The organism is uncultured Imperialibacter sp., from assembly GCF_963974565.1.
In the GTDB taxonomy this organism is placed as follows: domain Bacteria; phylum Bacteroidota; class Bacteroidia; order Cytophagales; family Cyclobacteriaceae; genus Imperialibacter; species Imperialibacter roseus.
Window position 1 is genome coordinate 55,238 of record NZ_CAXBCJ010000011.1, and the last position, 18,133, is coordinate 73,370.

Consider the following 18,133-nt stretch of genomic DNA (forward strand, 5'->3'; position numbering starts at 1 on the left):
ACCCCTATATTTGCACCATAGTCAAAAATGAAAGTCAGAGGGTACATATTCACACGCAAGGTTCTTGCTTATTGCCTAGCCCTCTATTTGCTCAATTATAGCATTGATGGCAGGGACGCTCAGCCTGACTATGTGGCCGAGGATCTGACCCACAACGATATTGAAAGTATCCTGGAGTTCGCTTTGGAGTCGGTGCTGGGTATTGAAAACGCCATGCAGGAACACGATGAGCAGGATGGCGAAAATGGACACCCTGGTGTTCATCATGTGGTCTACTGTCAGCAGTCGCTGCTACCTACGGTTTCGCTCGACAATGACTTTGTGAGTGTTGTTCACACCTTCGGAAATCCCTTGTTTCTCATTCCACAAAATTTTTTGGAGATTAGCTCTCCACCGCCCAAAGCCTGAGCTTAAACCCAAAGTTTCCTGAGTTCAGCTTTTAGCTCTTGCTTTTTTGCATCATATTGAACCTGAGGAATTTTGGTGACCTGCTCCTGCAGCCAAAATGCCATATTGAAACTAACCGGTAGCCTGGTAGGTTATTTGTGTTTGCTGGTATAGTCCATCGGTATTTTTCCTTTGTGTGGCGAATTTCGGAGTAGTCGAATGCAGACAAAAATGTTTTTCTAAGGCAAATTCTGTCAAAAAGTTTCTTCAAATGAAAAATTACCCTTTTCGGGAAAAACTAAATTATAAGTTCGATAATTTGATGTCGGCCGGTCCGGTGGCACTCATACTATATCTCACAATTTTCTCTACGGTTATACTTTCTGTTTTTACCTGCGTCCTCTTTTTTGCCAACATTCATCCCGATGAAGCCCTGCCCGACGGCTATATCAATATACTATGGTTCAGCCTGATGCATACGCTTGATCCTGGCACATTGGCGGAGCATGAAGGCGACTGGATTTACAAGTTCTGGATGTTTGTGGTCACGGGGTACGGCATCATAGCGCTCAGTACGCTGATTGGTTTGATTTCAAATGGAATCATGGACAAAATTGATCGGCTGCGCAAGGGAAGATCCCGTATTGTTGACGACGGCCACGTGTTGATTCTGGGGTGGTCTTCGAAGATTTATACCATCGTGTCTGAATTAATCATAGCCAATGAAAACCAGAAGGATCCTCTTATTGTGATTTTGGCTGACAAGGACAAGATTGAGATGGAGGACAAGATCCGTGACAAAATACCCGACCATAAGAACACCAGGATTGTTTGTCGAACCGGGGATCCTATTGACCTGCACGACCTCGACATCGGCAATCCGGCAGGATCGAAGTCCATCATTATCCTTGACAAGGAAAATGAAAACTCAGACAGCCAGATTATCAAGACAATTCTGGCGATTACGTCCAGTGATACCCGAAGGGAGACACCTTACCACATTACCGCCGAGATAAAGCATAGCGAGAATTATGAGGTGGCCAAGATGGTAGGGAAGGAGGAAGTAGAGCTGATCCTTTCGGATGAATTTGTTTCGAAGGTGATGGTGCAAACCAGTTTGCAATCGGGGCTTTCTGTTGTTTACACGGAGTTGATGGATTTCGGAGGTGATGAAATCTATTTCATGGAGGAGCCAAAGCTGGTAGGTAAAACCTTCAGAGAGGCTGTTTTTAGCTACGAGGATTCTGCCATCATTGGTATGCAGTCGGCTGATGAAGTTGAAATACTGATCAACCCACCAATGAACAAGCTCATTCAAAAGGGAGATAAGCTCATTGGTATCACAGAAGATGACGACACCATGGTTGTATCGGGCAAATCGTTTGTGATTGACGAGCAGCGCATCGTTAGGAGAGAAAAGAAGCCAAGTGTCGTAGAATCTATTCTCGTTATTGGCTGGAACCACAGAGCCAGCCTGGTGATCAGGGAATTGGATAACTATGTGGATGAAGGATCCACTGTTCATATTATTTCAAAATTTCGTATTGAAGAAGAACGCCTGGAGAAACTACAGGCTTCGCTGAAGAATATCAGGTTGGAATTCCAGCACAGCGACACGACTGACAGAACTGAGCTCGAAAAACTCCACTGCCAGCAGTACAATTACATCATCATGCTGTGCTATCAGGACGACTTTCCACTTCAGGAAGCAGATGCACAAACGCTGATTACGCTTCTGCACCTCAGGAATATACTGGAGAGTGCCCCCACAAAAGTGAACCTGGTCTCGGAAATGATGGATATCCGCAATCGCCAGTTGGCCGATGTGACCAGCGCCGACGACTTTATTGTAAGTGATAAGCTGCTTAGTTTGCTCATGACCCAGGTAGCAGAGAACAAATACCTAATGCGTGTATTCGAGGAACTACTTGATGCCGACGGGGCTGAAATCTATATCAAGCCAATTACGGATTACATTTCATTGGAGGCAAACAGCATGGTGACGACCAATTTTTACACAGTGCTGGAGTCGGCTGCACGCCAAAATGAAATTGCCATTGGCTATCGCCGGATGTCAGATGCCAAAAATGTGGAGATGGGCTATGGAGTGGTGGTGAACCCGAAAAAGTCGGACCTGATAGAATTCAGCTGGAAGGACAGGGTGATCGTGATTTCCGAGAGCTAGTCTCATGCCCAATGTCGTTAAGTTAAGCCTTTTTTACCCCGGCCCTGCAGGGAGAATAACGAACTTTCCTTGTCCTTTGTGAATTGAGGTGAGTGAAGTTTAGTGTTCCGATTCCTTAACTTAACGAAATTGGTCTCATGCCTGAGGGGAAAAGAGCAGGACAACTAGAAGTTTTCTTCAAAAATGAGCTCTTCATCTTTTCCCCAAAGCTTCACATAATTGACACTCCCGGTTCCCTGAAACCGGAACTTCAATCCAACCACGTCCACCGGCCCGAAATGGAGGTTCAGGCTGTCGTATGCCAATTCATCGTTGATAAAAAGCCGGCCGGCCATATCTTTTACCTCATACCTCACCTTTACCCAATCTGAGAAGTCTACTCCCAAAGGCGTCGGGTCTTCAACTTTTCCATCCACGTCGTACAGCGTCAACCCTGAGATACAGCCTTTGATGGCCAACGGAACAATAAGCGCTCCTCCCGCCAGCAGGAGATGAATCTCGGTATGCTGACAAATTCCCGCACCTTCTCTAAAATCGTTCCGTATTTCCGTCTGGAACACCAAATTATCGGACTGCAGTCCCTCAAATGCCTTCACATAGAAGTAGGATGTCCAGGGCGTTTCTGGCTGCAGGTGAATATTGTTACTGGTCAGCTTTTCAAGTGGAAGCGACAAAGCCCCATTTCCTTTGATTACATCTTCCACTTTGAAATACACCGGCACCTTTTCCTGCTCTACCAAAGGCAACCAACCCATAGAGGTGATATAAACAGGGTGCTGTTTCACAATACTGTCGTTGACTACCAGCTTTGCCTGGAAGTAGCCCGGGTAGTAGTAGATAGAGGTGTGTACCTTCTTATCATAGGGTACCTGTTGCCGTAGCCTTTTGTCCCAGCTTTGTTGGATAAAGATCGTGTCGATAGCACTGGCTGGCGATGCGTCATAATCGAAGATCACAGAATTGGGCACACCTTCTGACACGGCCTGCTTGCTGCTGAAGCTAAACAGGCTGGCGTCCGGCAGAGGCTTTGTCTCTTCCTGGTCTTTGTTCGAGATATAAAACAGCAGCCATGCACCGAGAGAAAGTATGACTAGCAATGAAAGAATGATGCCGACGGGACGGCCTTTTTTCGCCTCTGCCGAAGTGAGCTTCTTTTGGTTGGTTTCTTTCGGGAGGCTGTTGGCGTATTGATAGGCCTTCCAGTTCTCGTGACCGAGGTACTGAGCAAGCGCATTGAGTGTGGTGGCCGTTGGCTTGCTTTGGTAGTCAATGGTGCCCCACAGGCGCTTCAAAGTGGCCACGCTAAGGTTGGTGCCAGTGGCAGCATGGATCTTCTCACTGAGCGCCTTGAAGTCGTTGGTAGTCCACGCCTCGCCAGGCCCCCAGTTGAGCCGCTTCTCTATTTCAACTAGACATTCTTTTATATTGATATCGTCTGACTCCATGCCCAAAATTTAGCTGAATAGGGTTAGAAAAAATAGTTGAACCGACTTGAGCAGGTTTGAACAGACAAGTCCGGGCGTTTTTCGACAGTCTGTCATTCTTTTCGATTGATTTGTTGAAACCAAAACTCAAAAGTATGCAAAGAATATTACTTGTCCTGCTTGTGTTAGTATCGCTTCCTGGTCTGCTCAATGCTAACGGCTCCCTCAGCCACCCCCAAATCAAGTGGCGTTTTGAAACAGGAGGGCCCGTGAGAGGCACAGTTTCAATCAATGATGGCAAACTTTACTTTGGGAACTCGGCAGGTACCTTATACTGCGTTGAAAAGGAGTCGGCCCGGGAGATCTGGCAGTTCAAAGCTGGGGGTGCCATTGTTTCGCAACCACTTTTGGCAGGCGGAAAGGCAATTTTTCAGGCAAGAGACAACAAAGTGTATGCTGTTGATGCCACTTCAGGCAAGCTATTGTGGTCATTTCAAATGGAGAAGCCCGTTCCACACACCTGGGGATGGGACTATTACGATGCCTCGCCTGTTGCCCATGGCAGCAATGTTTTGATAGGTTCAGGCGACAATAATCTCTATGCGCTCAATTTGCAGAACGGAAAACTCACCTGGAAGTTCTCCACGGCAGATAAGATAAGGGCTACGCCGCTCGTGAACGGGAACAAAGTGTATGTTTCTGATTTCAATGGATTTCTTTATGTAGTGAATGCTGCCAGTGGCAAAGAGGAAGGGAAATATGAGACGGAGGGCGTAAGTTATTACACCAAAGTGTACGGATGGGACAGAACATCATTGATCTCCAGGCCAGCGATGAAGGACAATCAGCTGGTGTTCGGCGCAAGAGATGGCGGCCTTTACAGCATTGATGCCAGGTCGCTTGAAAAAAAATGGAGGTTTACTTATGGATCCTCCTGGGTCGGGAGCTCACCAACAATTGATGGAAATACGGTATATGTTGGGTGGTCCGATGCGCTTGCTGTTTCCGCAGTGGATATGACAAGTGGGAAGGAACTGTGGAAATTCGATGGAGGATCCTATTTCTACTCCACACCAGTGGTGGACGAAAAGCATGTGTATATCGGCTCGTTTACGGGGTTGGTTTATGCATTTGAAAAAACGACCGGCAGGGTGGCGTGGAAGTACCAGACTGAAGGAGCCGTGATGTCTTCGCCTATTCTCGACGAGGGAACCCTCTATGTCGGGAGCGACGATGGTTCCCTGTATGCCTTTGAAGAAGGAGACGAAAGAATGCTTGCTGTCTATTACCCTGAACTGAGGGCGCAAAAAGAGATGATAAGCTCAGAAAAGATTTCGCCATACCTGGAGACCCAGGGCTATCCCCGGCTGGATACCGCTGCGCTTACCACGTTCATGAGAGATCGGATTGCCGACAAAAAACAAAGCAGCATCGTGTTTGCCCATCAGTATATGCCAAAGGCGGTGGTAGGAAAAGAAGCAGGGGGAAGCCTGCTGAACCAGTATATGGAGGCGGGCGGCAGGGTAATCTGGCTGGGTTATTTTCCCAACTATTGGGTGACCAACAAGGATTTCAACATTGTGGCATCCAATGCTCAGTACTCCGTCGATTTGCTGGGAATAAATTTTGACGTCAATATGGACTTTGGTGTGTACTACGCAAAGGCTACGCCAGCAGGTCGCCATTGGGGGCTCCCCGAATCGTTTGCCTCTTTGGGCTCTTCTATCTCAGGTGGCGAGGGCATTGTGCCGCTGGCAGTGAATGAGCATGGGCGGATGGCTGCTTTTTGGAAACCTATTGGTAGTATGAAAGGTGGATGTATTTCGTTTTGTTCATGGCATTATATGCCGATTCAGGAAGAGGACTTAAGAACAATACGGAAGTTGGCTGAGCACGGATTTTAGACCGGCGAGATTTGGAGAGAAGAATGAGATTAGCAAACTTGGAGGCAGCAATAACCATCGCTCAAATCCTGCCAACCAATGTTTGCAAGTATTACCAAATCGCTGCTGCAGTTACACCCTTTTTCAGCGCATGAGCTGGATCTGATCACAGTTCGTTTTGTTACAACTCCGCTGAAGAAGGGTGAATTTTTACTAAAAGCAGGACAGGTTTGTGGAGGCGTCCACTTTCTTGAACGGGGCAGTCTGGTGCAATACCGGCAGCAGGATGACTCAGATACTATCGACGGTCTCTATTTGCCTGGCGACTGGGTAATTGACAACCTTAGTTTTGTCTCCAGAAAACCTGCTCTGGCGAGCATTTCCGCTTTTGAAGACTCGGCGGTAATGGGGCTTGACGTTAGTTCAATTCATGAACTTATAGGCATTTCTCCGGTTTTCTTTGTACTCGGGAAGCTTCTCGAGCACAACTTCATTGGAGTGGAGGGCAAGCTAAGTCCAAAGTCGATTGACGAAAAGTACGTGGAGTTACTCACTACCCGGCCTATGCTCTTTCAGGTGTTTCCCCTGAAACACATTGCATCATACCTCCAGATCACACCCGAAACGCTGAGCAGGATTCGGTCCCGCATCAAGTGATACATTTCTTGATTACGATCAAGTGATTCCGTTTGAAAAGCCTCTATAATTGTCCATCATTCAAAATAACGAAAGATGGACAGCAGACTGGAGAAATCAAGCGGAGTAGCCATTATCATTGGCTCAGTATTCATGGTGCTTACAATGGTACTGCACCCGGCGGGCGGCAATGCAGCCCACATCAGGCAAATGTCTGACATCATCATCGCCAGCCACTCTTTGGCAATTCTGTCCATCATTGTGCTCTCCTATGGCCTTGTGGGGCTCGCAATCAAGCTCAAATCCGACATTGTCTTGTCCTATGGAGGTGCAGTGCTCTTTGCTTTTAGTGCTGTAGCTGTGATGATGGCAGCGACATTGAATGGCCTCGCAGTACCATTTTTCCTGGAACGAATGGGTGAGATCACCAGCGAAAACAATGATTTGATCAGAGCTGTACTGATCTACAATTATTCACTCAATAAAGCTTTTGATCTCATTTTTATCCTGGCCATGTCTGGTGCTGCCGTGCTTTGGTCGTGGGCCATCGTGAGAACGGGCTTATTGAAAAAGTGGCTTGGATGGCTCGGATTGGTTGTGGGTATTCTTGCCATTGCTATGACGTTGTTCGGGTTTGTTTTTACCGACCTGGAGGGGCTTCGCATTTTTATCGGCGCTTTTGTCATTTGGCTTCTTGCAGTGGGCGTGGCATTAGCCAAAACCTCAGTTACGCTGCAGACATGATGAGCGCACTGTAAATGCCCCCTCTCTGAAACTGTGAAGGAGTGCTACCCAGTCTGGTAACAACTTCTGCCGATGTTTCGGTTAACAGGCTAGTCAGCGAGCTGAAACTTAGCGGATAGGGCACCCACATATTTCCTCTGTCCGTGTCATATTCTACCACGATCAGCCTGCCATCTGGCAGCAAGCTGTCCAGCACTTTCTTAAGAAAGCCTTCCTGATCCTTCACATAATGGAGAGAGTTTGCCATCAAAATTCCATTCACCTTCAAATCTTCTGAGCGCAACGTGGTGAAATCTGCAACCCTGGTGTCGATTCGGGTGGCGCCCTGGAGGTCGTTTTTGGTTGGGGAGAATGAACTGCTTTTTCTATAGCAGTAACAACACTTCCTGAGGGCAGTACAGCAGCCAGCGCTCTTGTGAACAGGCCATTGCCAGCACCCAAATCAAGCCAGGATTGGGCATCCCCGGCATTGGACACGCCATTCTCTATCAGTTTGATTGCGGTGCTCAGTTCCATTTCTGTGTGGAGACTAAACATCGAAAGCCTGAGAAATAGTTTACCTTGTTCATAAAAACATCATGGTACTGAAAGTCATCAACTCAATTCTCATCCTTTTCTCAGTGTACATGGGCTTCAAGCATGGCTGGGGAATGGTAAGTGCTGACCCCAAAATGCTGGAAATGTTTGGCAAATGGGGCATTAGCAAGCATGCCATTATTAATTTTGGTGCCGTTGGTATTTTCGCCACCGTGTTGATTCTGTTTCCCAGAACCTTTTTCCTGGGTAACTTTATCACGGCTGCCAGCCTTTTGTTAATTGTGGCCCTCTGCCTGCAGCAGCGTGACTTCAAAACGGCACTCGTTGAGCTTCCTTTTATGATTTTGCCCCTGGTAATGATCTATCTCAAACACCCGTTAGCTAAATAAAGACCTGACCTTGGCCATAATCCAGATTTCAGCATTTATTTTTGTGTCGAAACGCTAATTTGAATCGGGCATGTTGTCAGAGCTGGATCAGGAAAAATTAATCAGGCGCTTACACAAGAAGGTGTGGGCGGTGCAGGAAGACTTCGGTATCATAGAGGCTGGGGACAAGGTAATGGTGTGCCTTTCAGGAGGCAAAGACAGCTACACCATGCTCGACATGCTGCTGCACGTGCAAAAGTCGAGACAGCACGACTTCGACATCATAGCCGTGAATCTCGATCAGAAGCAGCCAGGCTTTCCTGAGGAAGTGCTGCCCAACTATCTGACCAATCTTGGCGTTGACTTTCGCATAGTAGAAAGAGATACCTATTCCGTGGTGGTTGATAAAGTGCCCGAAGGCAAAACCATGTGCAGTCTTTGTTCCAGGCTCAGGAGGGGCATTCTCTATACCACAGCCGAAGAGCTTGGGGCCACAAAAATTGCGCTTGGGCATCACAGGGAAGATGTGCTGGAAACTTTTTTCCTCAATATGTTTTTCAGCGGCAAGCTGGAAGCCATGCCTGCTAAATACCGCACAGACGACGGTAAGCACGTGGTGATACGTCCGCTGGCCTATTGCAAGGAAGAGGACATCATTCAGTATGCTGAGTTAAAGCAATTCCCGATCATCCCCTGTAACCTCTGCGGCTCTCAGCCCAATATGCAGCGCAAGGTGATCAAGCAGATGATGAAGCAATGGGAGCAGCAATTCCCCGACCGCACCGAGATCATGCTCACGGCCTTGAAAAACGTTTCTCCATCCCATTTATTCGATAAGGATATTTTCGACTTTGAGGAGCTGGTTTCGAAGGTCGGGAGGGTAGATGAGTTTGTGCCGTAAGGCGCTTTTCTCGTTATAAGAGGGTCTTGAGTTGTATTAGTTTATAGATTATGAAGCCTACAACCCTTTTGGTGCTTACCAGTCTGCTTGGATAGGCTCCAACTCAAATCACTTAGGATGCTATTGATTCAAATCCACAAACCCGCTTGTGGGTGACTTCGCTCCTAAATACGTCTTTACTCAGAACTGTTTGTATCAGGCATAGGGCTTGATTTTCAATTATCTGCTACGATTAGCAAGTACACGATGGTTACTCTTTTACGCTTGTTGATTACAAACCTCTCCAGCACGATTTTAATCGCTTGAACTTATGAAACTGAAAATAGCCAGTCTTTTCTTCTTCATTTCCCATCTTGTGTCAGGCCAGGGGGCTACTCTTTTCCCAAAGCTCGAATTCGACATGCCTAAAATGACAGAGCCTGTTATTCCGACCTATCGGGTGAGCCTGCTGGATTTCGGGGGTGTGCCTGATGGAGCTTCACTTAACACCGAGGCTTTTGCAAAGGCCATTGAGGCCATTGTGAGCAAAGGAGGGGGGCACCTGGTGGTTCCGAGGGGTATTTGGCTGACAGGGCCGATCACGCTTAAAAGCAACCTCGATTTACACGTGGAGGAAGGAGCCCTTATTCTTTTCTCGGACGACAAAACGCTGTACGCCGTAGTGGCCACGAGCTTTGAAGGACTTGATACGTACAGATGCATATCGCCGATCAATGCTCTTGAGGTGGAAAACATCTCTATCACTGGAAAAGGTGTTATCGATGGCAACGGGGATGCCTGGAGGATGGTGAAAAGAAGTAAAGTGTCGAGCCAGCAGTGGAAAGAGATTGTGGCTGGTGGTGGACTGGTAAGCGATGACGGGAATACTTGGTATCCTTCAGAAAGCTTTAAAAAAGGAGTGGAGGCGACCAACAATTTTAATGTCCCTGACAATGCATCGATGGATGAATTGAAGGAGTATAAAGACTTTTTGAGACCGGTGATGATCAGCATTCGGAACTCCAGGAATGTAATGCTTGATGGACCGACCTTTCAAAATTCACCTGCGTGGAACATACATCCACTCATGTGTGAGAACCTGATCGTAAGAAACCTGACTGTGCGTAACCCGTGGTATTCGCAAAACGGCGATGGCATTGACATCGAATCGTGTAAAAATACCTGGGTGTACAACAACTCCTTTGATGTGGGTGATGATGCCATTTGCATCAAATCGGGGAAAGATGCCGATGGCAGAAAAAGAGGCGTCCCAACTGAAAACTTGGTGGTGTTCAACAACATTGTTTACCACGGTCATGGTGGATTCACCGTTGGTAGCGAAATGTCGGGTGGGGTAAAGAACGTGCATGTGTCAAAATGCACCTTCATTGGTACTGACTGTGGCTTGCGATTCAAAAGCACCAGAGGACGTGGTGGCGTGGTGGAGAACGTGTACATCTCCGACATTGACATGTACGATATTGCTGCCGAGCCTATTCGCTTCAATCTTTTCTACGGTGGGCAGTCGCCTATTCTGGAGGACGATCAGGAGACGCCTGAGATCGACGACACGCCCGTATCGGTAACAGAGGAAACCCCTTCGTTCAAAGACATTTACATGAAGAATATCCGATCGGTTAACTCTGGTGTGGCAGGTTTCTTTCAGGGACTGCCTGAAATGAACCTTAAAAATGTGAACCTTGACAATGTTTATCTGTCAGGCAATAAGGGCGTTTCTATCATTGATGCTGATGGAATGAGTTTTAAGAATGTCACTGTCGTCGTAACAGAAGGAAGTCCCTTCACGATCTACAATGCCCATAACCTTACCTTTTCAGGGTTCAAAGTAGTGTCCCATGAGGGAAAGCCGGTTTCCATTCAGGGTAACAAAACCACCAACCTAACATTTTCAAAAACCGACTTTTCCAGCCCGGCCAAGCAAATGCTGATCGGGGAAGGCGTAGATCCAAAGACGGTTAAATTGAAATAGTAGCAGGTTATGTGAACCAACCAGGCCCTTTTTTCATTTGCCTATTGATACAATTGGTCTGGTGTGAATATGAAGAAAGGAAAAGTACCCTACTCCATCCTGGAGTTGGCGTCGGTGCCTGCGGGATCCTCCACAGGTGATGTGTTTAAAAACAGTTTGTTGTTGGCGCAAAATGCTGAAAAATGGGGGTACACCCGCTTTTGGCTGGCGGAACACCATAACATGATCAGCATAGCCAGCTCAGCTACGCCTGTGCTCATAGGGCATATTGCAGGCGGGACCAAATCCATCAGGGTTGGTTCCGGGGGTGTTATGCTGCCAAATCATGCCCCACTGATTGTGGCGGAGCAGTTTGGCACGCTGGGTTCATTGTTTCCTCACAGGATTGACCTCGGCCTGGGCAGAGCACCTGGCACCGATCAGGAAACAGCCTACGCCATTCGTCGGGAGCGAATGCACGCTGCTTACAGGTTTCCCGAGGAAGTAGGGGAGATTCAACATTATTTCGCTGACGACAACGCAGATGAAAAGGTGAGGGCCTACGTAGCCGAAGGGGTGGATGTCCCTTTGTACATTCTCGGCTCGAGCACCGATAGTGCCCACCTGGCGGCCAGAAAAGGCCTTCCTTATGCTTTTGCCAGCCATTTTGCACCAACGCATTTGTTTGAGGCACTCAATGTCTATTACAACGAGTTTCAGCCCTCGGCGGCCCTTCAGGAGCCCTATACCATTGCCTGCGTGAATGTGGTTGCCGCCGATACCAACGAGCAAGCCGAGTTGCTGGCGTCTTCGCTGGTGAGGATGGTGTTGGGCATACTGACCAACAACCGTGATCAGCTGAGGCCACCTGCGCCGCTGGAGCCGCAGATCAGAGCCTTTATGGATGAACCTGCCTTTCAGCGTTTCTTGCACTATGCTTTTGTGGGCAGCAAGGAAACAGTGAAAGAAAAGACCAGCGACTTCTTACAAAAGACTGGGGTAAACGAAATTATGGTCGCCAGCCATATGTACAGTAGCCAGGATCGCCTAAAGTCGTATGAGCTTTTTGCGGAGTTGATGGGAGAGATGTAGCAAATGGTAATAGACAACAAAATTCCCAGGTTAGATTTCTGAAGCCTCTGCTCCCCGTGCAACCCTTTATTATCTGTTTTAGGCAAGCTAACGCTCCACATTGCTGCCTTACAATAGGTGACTCGTGTGTGTTTGCCTCGTTTCGGGTTGATTGACCTTGAAGGAAAGGGTAGCCGAACTGACCGATACCAGCGTTCCTTTGGCGTATTCTGACTCTATATTGATTGTTCCTCCTAACTTGTCGACCATCTTTTTAACCAAAAACAGTCCAAGACCCGATCCTTTTGAATTTGCGTTTGCCCGGAAAAACATGTCATATACACGGGGTAACGATTCTGAGGCTATTCCTTGTCCATTGTCTTCCACTTTCAAAGTAAACACTTTGTTATCGATGGAATGCCATACACGAACGAACGAGCTTTCTTTGCGACCGTCGTGGTATTTTATAGCGTTAATCAGAAGGTTGTGGATGATCATTTTCCAGAGCCCCGGATCGGACTTTATTTCCAGATCACTGTCAACTTCATTCATGAATGTGAGTTTGTCGGCATGCTCAATAAACTCGATATCTGCCCAGACCTCATTGACCAGGCTATGAAGCCGAATATTTGTCGCTAGTGGTTCACTTTTGCTGTTTTTCACATAGCTATTAATTTCTAGCAGAGTGTTTTCCAATCTTAAGATTCTGTTTTCCATCAAATCCAAATACTGAGGAAGTTCATCTTTGGATGCCTTCAAGAGGTAAAGAAGGCCTCTTATGGATTTTACCGGAGCAATGAGATCGTGTGAAGACCGATAAAGAAAGGTGTCCAGTTCCTCGTTTACCGCCAGCAGGTTGTGGTTGGTGCGGATGAGTTCTTGCTCATGCCTGGTCACCTCTTCCGTTTTTTTTGCCACCAGCGTGGCTAGCTTTTTGCGCATACGCTTAGACCTGTGGATGATTCCCACAATTGCTAGTCCGAGAATCGCTACAGCTAGAGATGCGTAAGCTAATGGGCCTTTAAAGAAAGCCAGCAAAGGCACTGCCACAACGACTACAAGTTCGGATGGCTCCAAATTACTTGCCCCATCCTTTACCTGAAAGACATATTTTCCGTTGGGTAGCCCACCAAAAGCGGCCAGAGGTTCGGTTGTTGAATACCAAGTGGTATCATAGTTAAGTAGTCGGTAGTGGTAAGTCTGAACCGAGTAGTAGTCTACTCCCGGTTTGCTGAAGTTGATCTTTATTCTTGTTTCTCTTCCAACCAGCCTGGCTGTATCAACATTCTGCGTCGTATACGTAATTGAATCATAGTCGTGCACGAACGAGGAAATGTGAACACGAAATCCATTGGCACTATCGGGAGCCACAAGAGGAAACGCCTTTGCCATGTCTATCATTGAAATACCATAGGAAGTAGCTAACCACAGATTCCCTTGTGATCCCTTTTTTATCTCATATACCTCGTTTGATATGAGACGATCCTCTGTCGTAAACTTACGAAGAACCTGGCCCTTTTTGTCGGTAATGAACACACCGTCCGACCAGGTGGCAATCGCTAATAGCGTATCCGAAAGGCTGGCGGCCGTGTACATCCAATGCTCATTTATAAGAGAAGAGAGCGGTTGGTCGTAGACGGTGATAGTTCCATCTATCAAATTTCTAACAACGGGGGACGACTGTGGATAAAGTATTAAATGCCGTTGCTTCTCTAGTGGGAGCACCTGGAAGGTAGGATTTTTTGAGTGAGAGCTTTGGTCCCAGTTTTGTACAAAGTTGCCATTTTCAAATATGCTCAATGCTCCGTTAGCCTCAGATAAGTAAACCGTTGACCCTACCCTGAAGAAGTAAGATTCTGGAAAATGTCTATAAATGACTGAGTCGGAGGTGTAGACAAAGCGTCCTTCCTGAGTCATGAAGTAAATTTCGTTATTGAATCGAAAAATTTGCCATACGTCTTTGAAGAGATGGTTTTCGGAGATTTGTGTTGACAAATCAGTGTATGAAAAGCGGCTGGTTCTGTCTCTTGTAAGGTATCCGAAATGCTGGGTACCGCCAATATATATTCTGTCAGTAAGGCTGTCGTAACTGATGCTACGGGTGTTTCCTTTTCCGGCGAGGTCAATCTCCTGCCAGGATTCACCATCAAAAACGACTACGCCCTGGGAAGTGCCAAAATACATTAAACCCCGATCGTCGATTTCAATAGCAGTCACGGCACCCCCAGACCGATCTGCTTCTCTGCCAAAATTAACCACGGGGGTGCCTTGCTGCCAGCCAAGTACTTTGGTGCTCGTAAGTAAAAAATATGCAAAGAAAAATGTCCTGACGATCCTCGACGACATATGAAAGAAAAGTGTCTAGTGGAGTAAACGCTAAGAATGAGGGATAAGCTTTAAAAATGGGCTGGAGGAATTGCAAAGATAAAAGAATAATTCTAGCAAACGGCAGAAGATCATTGATACTTGCGCTTAGGAGGCCTGTGGGTTTTTTTGAATTTTCGGATATTATTGTTGGCCCCGTTTCGACCGCCTTTTGGTGAACAAAGATCTTACTTTACCGATACTTTTCTGTTTTTCTTTTCATTTGTTGTTAACACAACAGGCACACAAGGTGTTAGCAGGGCATGTCACAGGTTACTACGATCACATGTTTTCGATTCAATAGTTTTGCCGATAAGTTTTGGGCTCTCTCAATGATGCAATTGGCCCAAAGCCATCTTGCCAGCGTAGCGGGTAACACGTTCTATAAACTTATGGGTACGGGCAGGGGCGATAGCTTTAATGCTTTTCCAGATTTTTCCATATACATCCTTTTGCAGGTTTGGCGAAGCGAAGATCATGCTAAGGCATTCTTTGCTGGGTCACAAATCCTTGATCGTTACCGAAAACGTTCCTCCGAGATTTGGACAACCTACATGGTGAATATCAGTTCTCATGGCCGTTGGAGTGGGGGTAACCCATTCGAAGCCAGGGATAACATCAAATCCTCTGGCCCTGTCATCGCCATTACCCGTGCAACCATCAAATGGCAAAAGCTGCTTGATTTCTGGCGATACGTGCCTGTTTCTCAAAAAGATTTGAAATCTAATAGTGGACTTGTTTACACAAAAGGAATGGGAGAGGTGCCCATTTTGCAGATGGCCACTTACAGCATTTGGGAGGATGAGGCCTCGCTGCGAAGATTCGCTTATGAAAGCGAACATCATCGTGTAGCTATTGCCAAGACAAAGGCGTTAAAATGGTACAAAGAAGAATTGTTTGCAAGGTTTCGGCCAATTCTGTCTGAAGGCACCTGGGGTGGACGTTGTCCGCTGGAGGGCATGTTATGAAGTGGCAGCCTTTTTCAGAGGCCATTCTCTGACTCTGCCCAAATTAGCTGTCACCCAACTCCTTCCAGTTAAAAACGCATCCCTCCATTGGCTGCTGCCCTCTCACAATGGCCAGCACATTATTCACAGTGTCTACGCACATTTTGGTATAGGTGCGGCTGGTGAGGCTACCGACATGGGCGGTGATGAGCACGTTGGGCAAAGTGAGCAAAGGGTCGTCTTTGGCCGGAGGTTCGTCGGTTAGCACATCTGCTGCGAAGCCTGCGATGGTTCCGGTTTTGAGCGCCTCGTATAAAGCTTGCTGATCGATGATCGGGCCACGGGCGGTGTTGATCAGCAAGGCACTTTTTTTCATCTTACTGAGTGTTGCGGCATTGATAAGCTCCTTTGTGGCAGGTAAAAGCGGCACATGGAGGGTGATGACATCCGCTTCGGTAATTACCTCTTCAAATGATTTGAAGGGGTAGGGTACATTAGGAGCTTCAGCTTGATCCCAGTAAATCACCTTCATACCAAAAGCAACGCCCATGGCCGCCACTTTCTTGCCAATGTTGCCCAGGCCGAGAATGCCCAGGGTTTTGCCATATATTTCGTCACCTTCAAACTGGTTGCGCCATGCCCAGTTACCCGCTTTTACTTCCGCCACTGATCTGTACAGGTTCCGTTGGAGCATCATCATCAGCGATAGGGTGTGCTCGGCAATTGTTTGGGCGTTGGAGCCGGGGGCATTCACTATTTTAATGCCTTTGGAGGTGGCATAGGCAACGTCCAAATTATCGAGTCCCACGCCACAGCGACCTGCCACCTGCAAGGATGGGCAGGCGTCCATTAGGGCCTGGTTGACCTGACCTTTCCCCCGGGTGATTATGCCGTCTACTGTATGGTTGGAAATGCCGGTTAAATCAAAACCAGGTTCGTAAGCTGCCAGGATATTGACATCAGCTGCTTTTTCAAGGATATCCAGGGCTTCATCAGCCACGGTTTCCAGTAGAAGGATATTGTACATACGGTTACTTGTGGTAAAGTGTGGCGTCTTTTGATTTATAGCCTCTGAAGTCATTTCTGCCTGAAACATAAATACCTTCCTGGAACAGTTCGTCCTCAAAAATTTTCGGATCAATGGCAAAGCCCGGGGGTGAAGAAAGCTCTACAAGGTTGCCAGATGGGTCACGAACAAACATCTGAATAGGGCCGTCTGGTAGCTGACGCACTTTCCCCCAGGGAGAAGTATCAATTACGCCAAGCTCTTTCATGCGCCAGAAGATTTTGTTGATGTCGTCCACTTGCATACAAACATGCCCTCTGAACGAATGCTCATCTTCCCATTCAGTGAGGTGAAGCTGCTGCGTGGCGTTGATTTTGAAAAAGGCTGTTGGGTAGTCGAACAAGAAAGCCGGAATGACTTCCAGCCCCAGCTCTTCTTCGTAGAATTTACTGGTCTCTTCCAGGTTCTTCACGATCAGGGCTACGTGGTTAATTCCAATTGCTTTTGCCATAATTATCGAACGGTTTGTTTAAACTCTTTTACGAAATCCCAGTTGGGTGTGAGGCTCAGGCCAGGGGCAGTTGGGGCCGCTATTTGGCCATCAATGGCCTCAATGTTTTCTTCTACCAGGTCATACATCATCGGGTTGCCTCCAAGGGAGAACTCAATGATGGTTGCCGCAGGGGCTGCAAATGCCACATTTACACCAGCCATAAAGGAAAAGGCGGATCCCCAGCAGTGAGGTGCCAGCTCAAGCTGATAGGTATTGGCCAGGTGAGCGGTTCTCATGGCCTCGGTAATGCCACCAATGATGGCAGAGTCGGGCTGCACTACATCCAGCGCTCTAAGGTCGATCAGGTCACGCACGTCAAACACTGTGTATTCGCTTTCACCAGCAGCTATCGGAATGGCCGTAGAGGCCCGCACTTCAGCAGTTCCCACTTTGTTGTCCGGACTGATAGGCTCTTCGAACCAGTAAAGATTGCAGTCTTCCACGCCCCGGCAGAACTGCTTGGCTTCAGGCACGCTAAAGGTGCCGTGGGCATCTGTCATTAATTTGATGTTGTCGCCGAGTGCTTCTCTGGCGGCTTTTACCCGTTTGATACTTTCCTGCACGGTATCGTCCATAATCCCCACCCGCATTTTCACTCCTTTGAAGCCTTTTGCAGTATAGCTCAATAGTTGCTCACCAATTTTATCGACACCTGCCCAACCGCCGCTGGCATAGGCCGGCATGCTGTCACGGCAGGCTCCTCCCAGTAACTCGACAACGGGGACGCCCAGCATTTTGCCTTTGATGTCCCACAAGGCGGTGTCCACACCGCTCATGGCCGAGACGGTGAGGCCACGCCGGCCGAGGATAGGGAATTTGCGGCCTCTGTTGAGTGCATAATGGTCACGGGTGCCGTTGTATATCATTTCCCAGAGACGAGAAATATGGCGGACGTCCTGGCCTACCAGAATTGGTTTCAGCTCATTTTCTACGCAGCTCACGATGGAGGCGCAGGAGCCCGAGGAGCCCACGGCGGCTTTGGCTTCGCCAAAACCTTGCAAGCCACTTTCTGTTGTGACAACCACGAGGGTCATGTCGAATTCAGTGAGCAGGCCGTAGTCCGAACGGTGCTGCTTGGCTGGTGGTATCGGGCAACGAAGCCAGAAGGCTTCAACGTTTTTTATTTTCATAGTTTTATGTCTCTTTCATTGGCCCTTACGCTGGCTGTTTTTCAACACC

Annotated in this window: 17 protein-coding genes; 10 read left to right on the forward strand and 7 right to left on the reverse strand. The window is 47.7% G+C overall.

Annotated features, from left to right (window positions below; all coding sequences use genetic code 11):
- Positions 1-27: 27 nt before the first annotated feature.
- Positions 28-408, forward strand: coding sequence for a hypothetical protein (locus tag AAC052_RS16400; RefSeq protein ID WP_339814646.1), 381 nt, complete (start codon positions 28-30; stop codon positions 406-408).
- A 250-nt stretch (positions 409-658) separates the two neighbouring features.
- Positions 659-2,572 carry a hypothetical protein gene (locus tag AAC052_RS16405; RefSeq protein ID WP_339814648.1) on the forward strand — a complete coding sequence of 638 codons (1,914 nt, stop codon included), beginning with the start codon at positions 659-661 and terminating at the stop codon, positions 2,570-2,572.
- A 164-nt stretch (positions 2,573-2,736) separates the two neighbouring features.
- On the opposite strand, the gene AAC052_RS16410 is transcribed toward AAC052_RS16405, so the two are convergent.
- Positions 2,737-4,017, reverse strand: coding sequence for a hypothetical protein (locus AAC052_RS16410; RefSeq protein ID WP_339814649.1), 1,281 nt, complete (start codon positions 4,015-4,017; stop codon positions 2,737-2,739).
- Between the two features lie 134 nt (positions 4,018-4,151).
- Between AAC052_RS16410 and AAC052_RS16415 the strand changes: the two genes are divergently transcribed.
- The 3 genes from AAC052_RS16415 (at position 4,152) to AAC052_RS16425 (ending at position 7,259) form a co-directional block, all read left to right on the forward strand.
- A complete protein-coding gene (locus AAC052_RS16415) occupies positions 4,152-5,900 on the forward strand; it encodes a PQQ-binding-like beta-propeller repeat protein (protein ID WP_339814650.1) in 1,749 nt (582 codons plus the stop codon).
- Positions 5,901-5,978: 78 nt separating this feature from the next.
- Positions 5,979-6,536 (forward strand): cyclic nucleotide-binding domain-containing protein, encoded by a 558-nt coding sequence (locus AAC052_RS16420; RefSeq protein WP_339814651.1) that lies wholly within the window; start codon positions 5,979-5,981, stop codon positions 6,534-6,536.
- 75 nt (positions 6,537-6,611) lie between these two features.
- Complete coding sequence (locus AAC052_RS16425; RefSeq protein ID WP_339814652.1) at positions 6,612-7,259, forward strand: hypothetical protein; 648 nt, start codon at positions 6,612-6,614, stop codon at positions 7,257-7,259.
- On the opposite strand, the gene AAC052_RS16430 is transcribed toward AAC052_RS16425, so the two are convergent.
- The gene (locus AAC052_RS16430) at positions 7,243-7,542 is read right to left on the reverse strand and encodes a hypothetical protein (RefSeq protein ID WP_339814653.1); all 300 of its coding nucleotides are present in this window, start codon (positions 7,540-7,542) and stop codon (positions 7,243-7,245) included. The two genes, AAC052_RS16425 and AAC052_RS16430, sit on opposite strands and share 17 nt — an antisense overlap.
- Positions 7,524-7,775 (reverse strand): class I SAM-dependent methyltransferase, encoded by a 252-nt coding sequence (locus tag AAC052_RS16435; protein WP_339814654.1) that lies wholly within the window; start codon positions 7,773-7,775, stop codon positions 7,524-7,526. The genes AAC052_RS16430 and AAC052_RS16435 overlap by 19 nt, the downstream gene beginning before the upstream one ends.
- A gap of 62 nt (positions 7,776-7,837) precedes the next feature.
- On the opposite strand from AAC052_RS16435, the gene AAC052_RS16440 reads away from it, so the two are divergent.
- The 4 genes from AAC052_RS16440 to AAC052_RS16455 all read left to right on the forward strand — a co-directional run bounded on the left by AAC052_RS16440 (position 7,838) and on the right by AAC052_RS16455 (position 12,105).
- Positions 7,838-8,185 (forward strand): hypothetical protein, encoded by a 348-nt coding sequence (locus AAC052_RS16440; protein WP_339814655.1) that lies wholly within the window; start codon positions 7,838-7,840, stop codon positions 8,183-8,185.
- A 70-nt stretch (positions 8,186-8,255) separates the two neighbouring features.
- Complete coding sequence (gene ttcA, locus AAC052_RS16445) at positions 8,256-9,065, forward strand: tRNA 2-thiocytidine(32) synthetase TtcA (RefSeq protein ID WP_317491838.1); 810 nt, start codon at positions 8,256-8,258, stop codon at positions 9,063-9,065.
- Positions 9,066-9,375: 310 nt separating this feature from the next.
- The gene (locus tag AAC052_RS16450; protein WP_339814657.1) at positions 9,376-11,034 is read left to right on the forward strand and encodes a glycoside hydrolase family 28 protein; all 1,659 of its coding nucleotides are present in this window, start codon (positions 9,376-9,378) and stop codon (positions 11,032-11,034) included.
- 69 nt (positions 11,035-11,103) lie between these two features.
- Positions 11,104-12,105, forward strand: a complete 1,002-nt coding sequence (locus AAC052_RS16455; RefSeq protein WP_339814658.1) for an LLM class flavin-dependent oxidoreductase — start codon at positions 11,104-11,106, stop codon at positions 12,103-12,105.
- A gap of 108 nt (positions 12,106-12,213) precedes the next feature.
- On the opposite strand, the gene AAC052_RS16460 is transcribed toward AAC052_RS16455, so the two are convergent.
- Complete coding sequence (locus AAC052_RS16460; RefSeq protein ID WP_339814659.1) at positions 12,214-14,430, reverse strand: HAMP domain-containing sensor histidine kinase; 2,217 nt, start codon at positions 14,428-14,430, stop codon at positions 12,214-12,216.
- 350 nt (positions 14,431-14,780) lie between these two features.
- Between AAC052_RS16460 and AAC052_RS16465 the strand changes: the two genes are divergently transcribed.
- The gene (locus AAC052_RS16465; RefSeq protein ID WP_317492109.1) at positions 14,781-15,416 is read left to right on the forward strand and encodes a spheroidene monooxygenase; all 636 of its coding nucleotides are present in this window, start codon (positions 14,781-14,783) and stop codon (positions 15,414-15,416) included.
- Between the two features lie 43 nt (positions 15,417-15,459).
- Here the strand turns inward: AAC052_RS16465 and AAC052_RS16470 are convergent, their stop codons facing one another.
- Genes AAC052_RS16470 through AAC052_RS16480 form a run of 3 tightly spaced genes read right to left on the reverse strand, consistent with a single transcriptional unit; the run spans position 15,460 to position 18,084 of the window.
- A complete protein-coding gene (locus tag AAC052_RS16470; protein WP_339814660.1) occupies positions 15,460-16,422 on the reverse strand; it encodes a hydroxyacid dehydrogenase in 963 nt (320 codons plus the stop codon).
- 4 nt (positions 16,423-16,426) lie between these two features.
- Entirely contained in the window at positions 16,427-16,912 is a 486-nt protein-coding gene (locus AAC052_RS16475; RefSeq protein ID WP_317492107.1) for a VOC family protein, read from the reverse strand.
- Positions 16,913-16,914: 2 nt separating this feature from the next.
- Entirely contained in the window at positions 16,915-18,084 is a 1,170-nt protein-coding gene (locus tag AAC052_RS16480; RefSeq protein ID WP_339814661.1) for a mandelate racemase/muconate lactonizing enzyme family protein, read from the reverse strand.
- Positions 18,085-18,133: the final 49 nt, after the last annotated feature.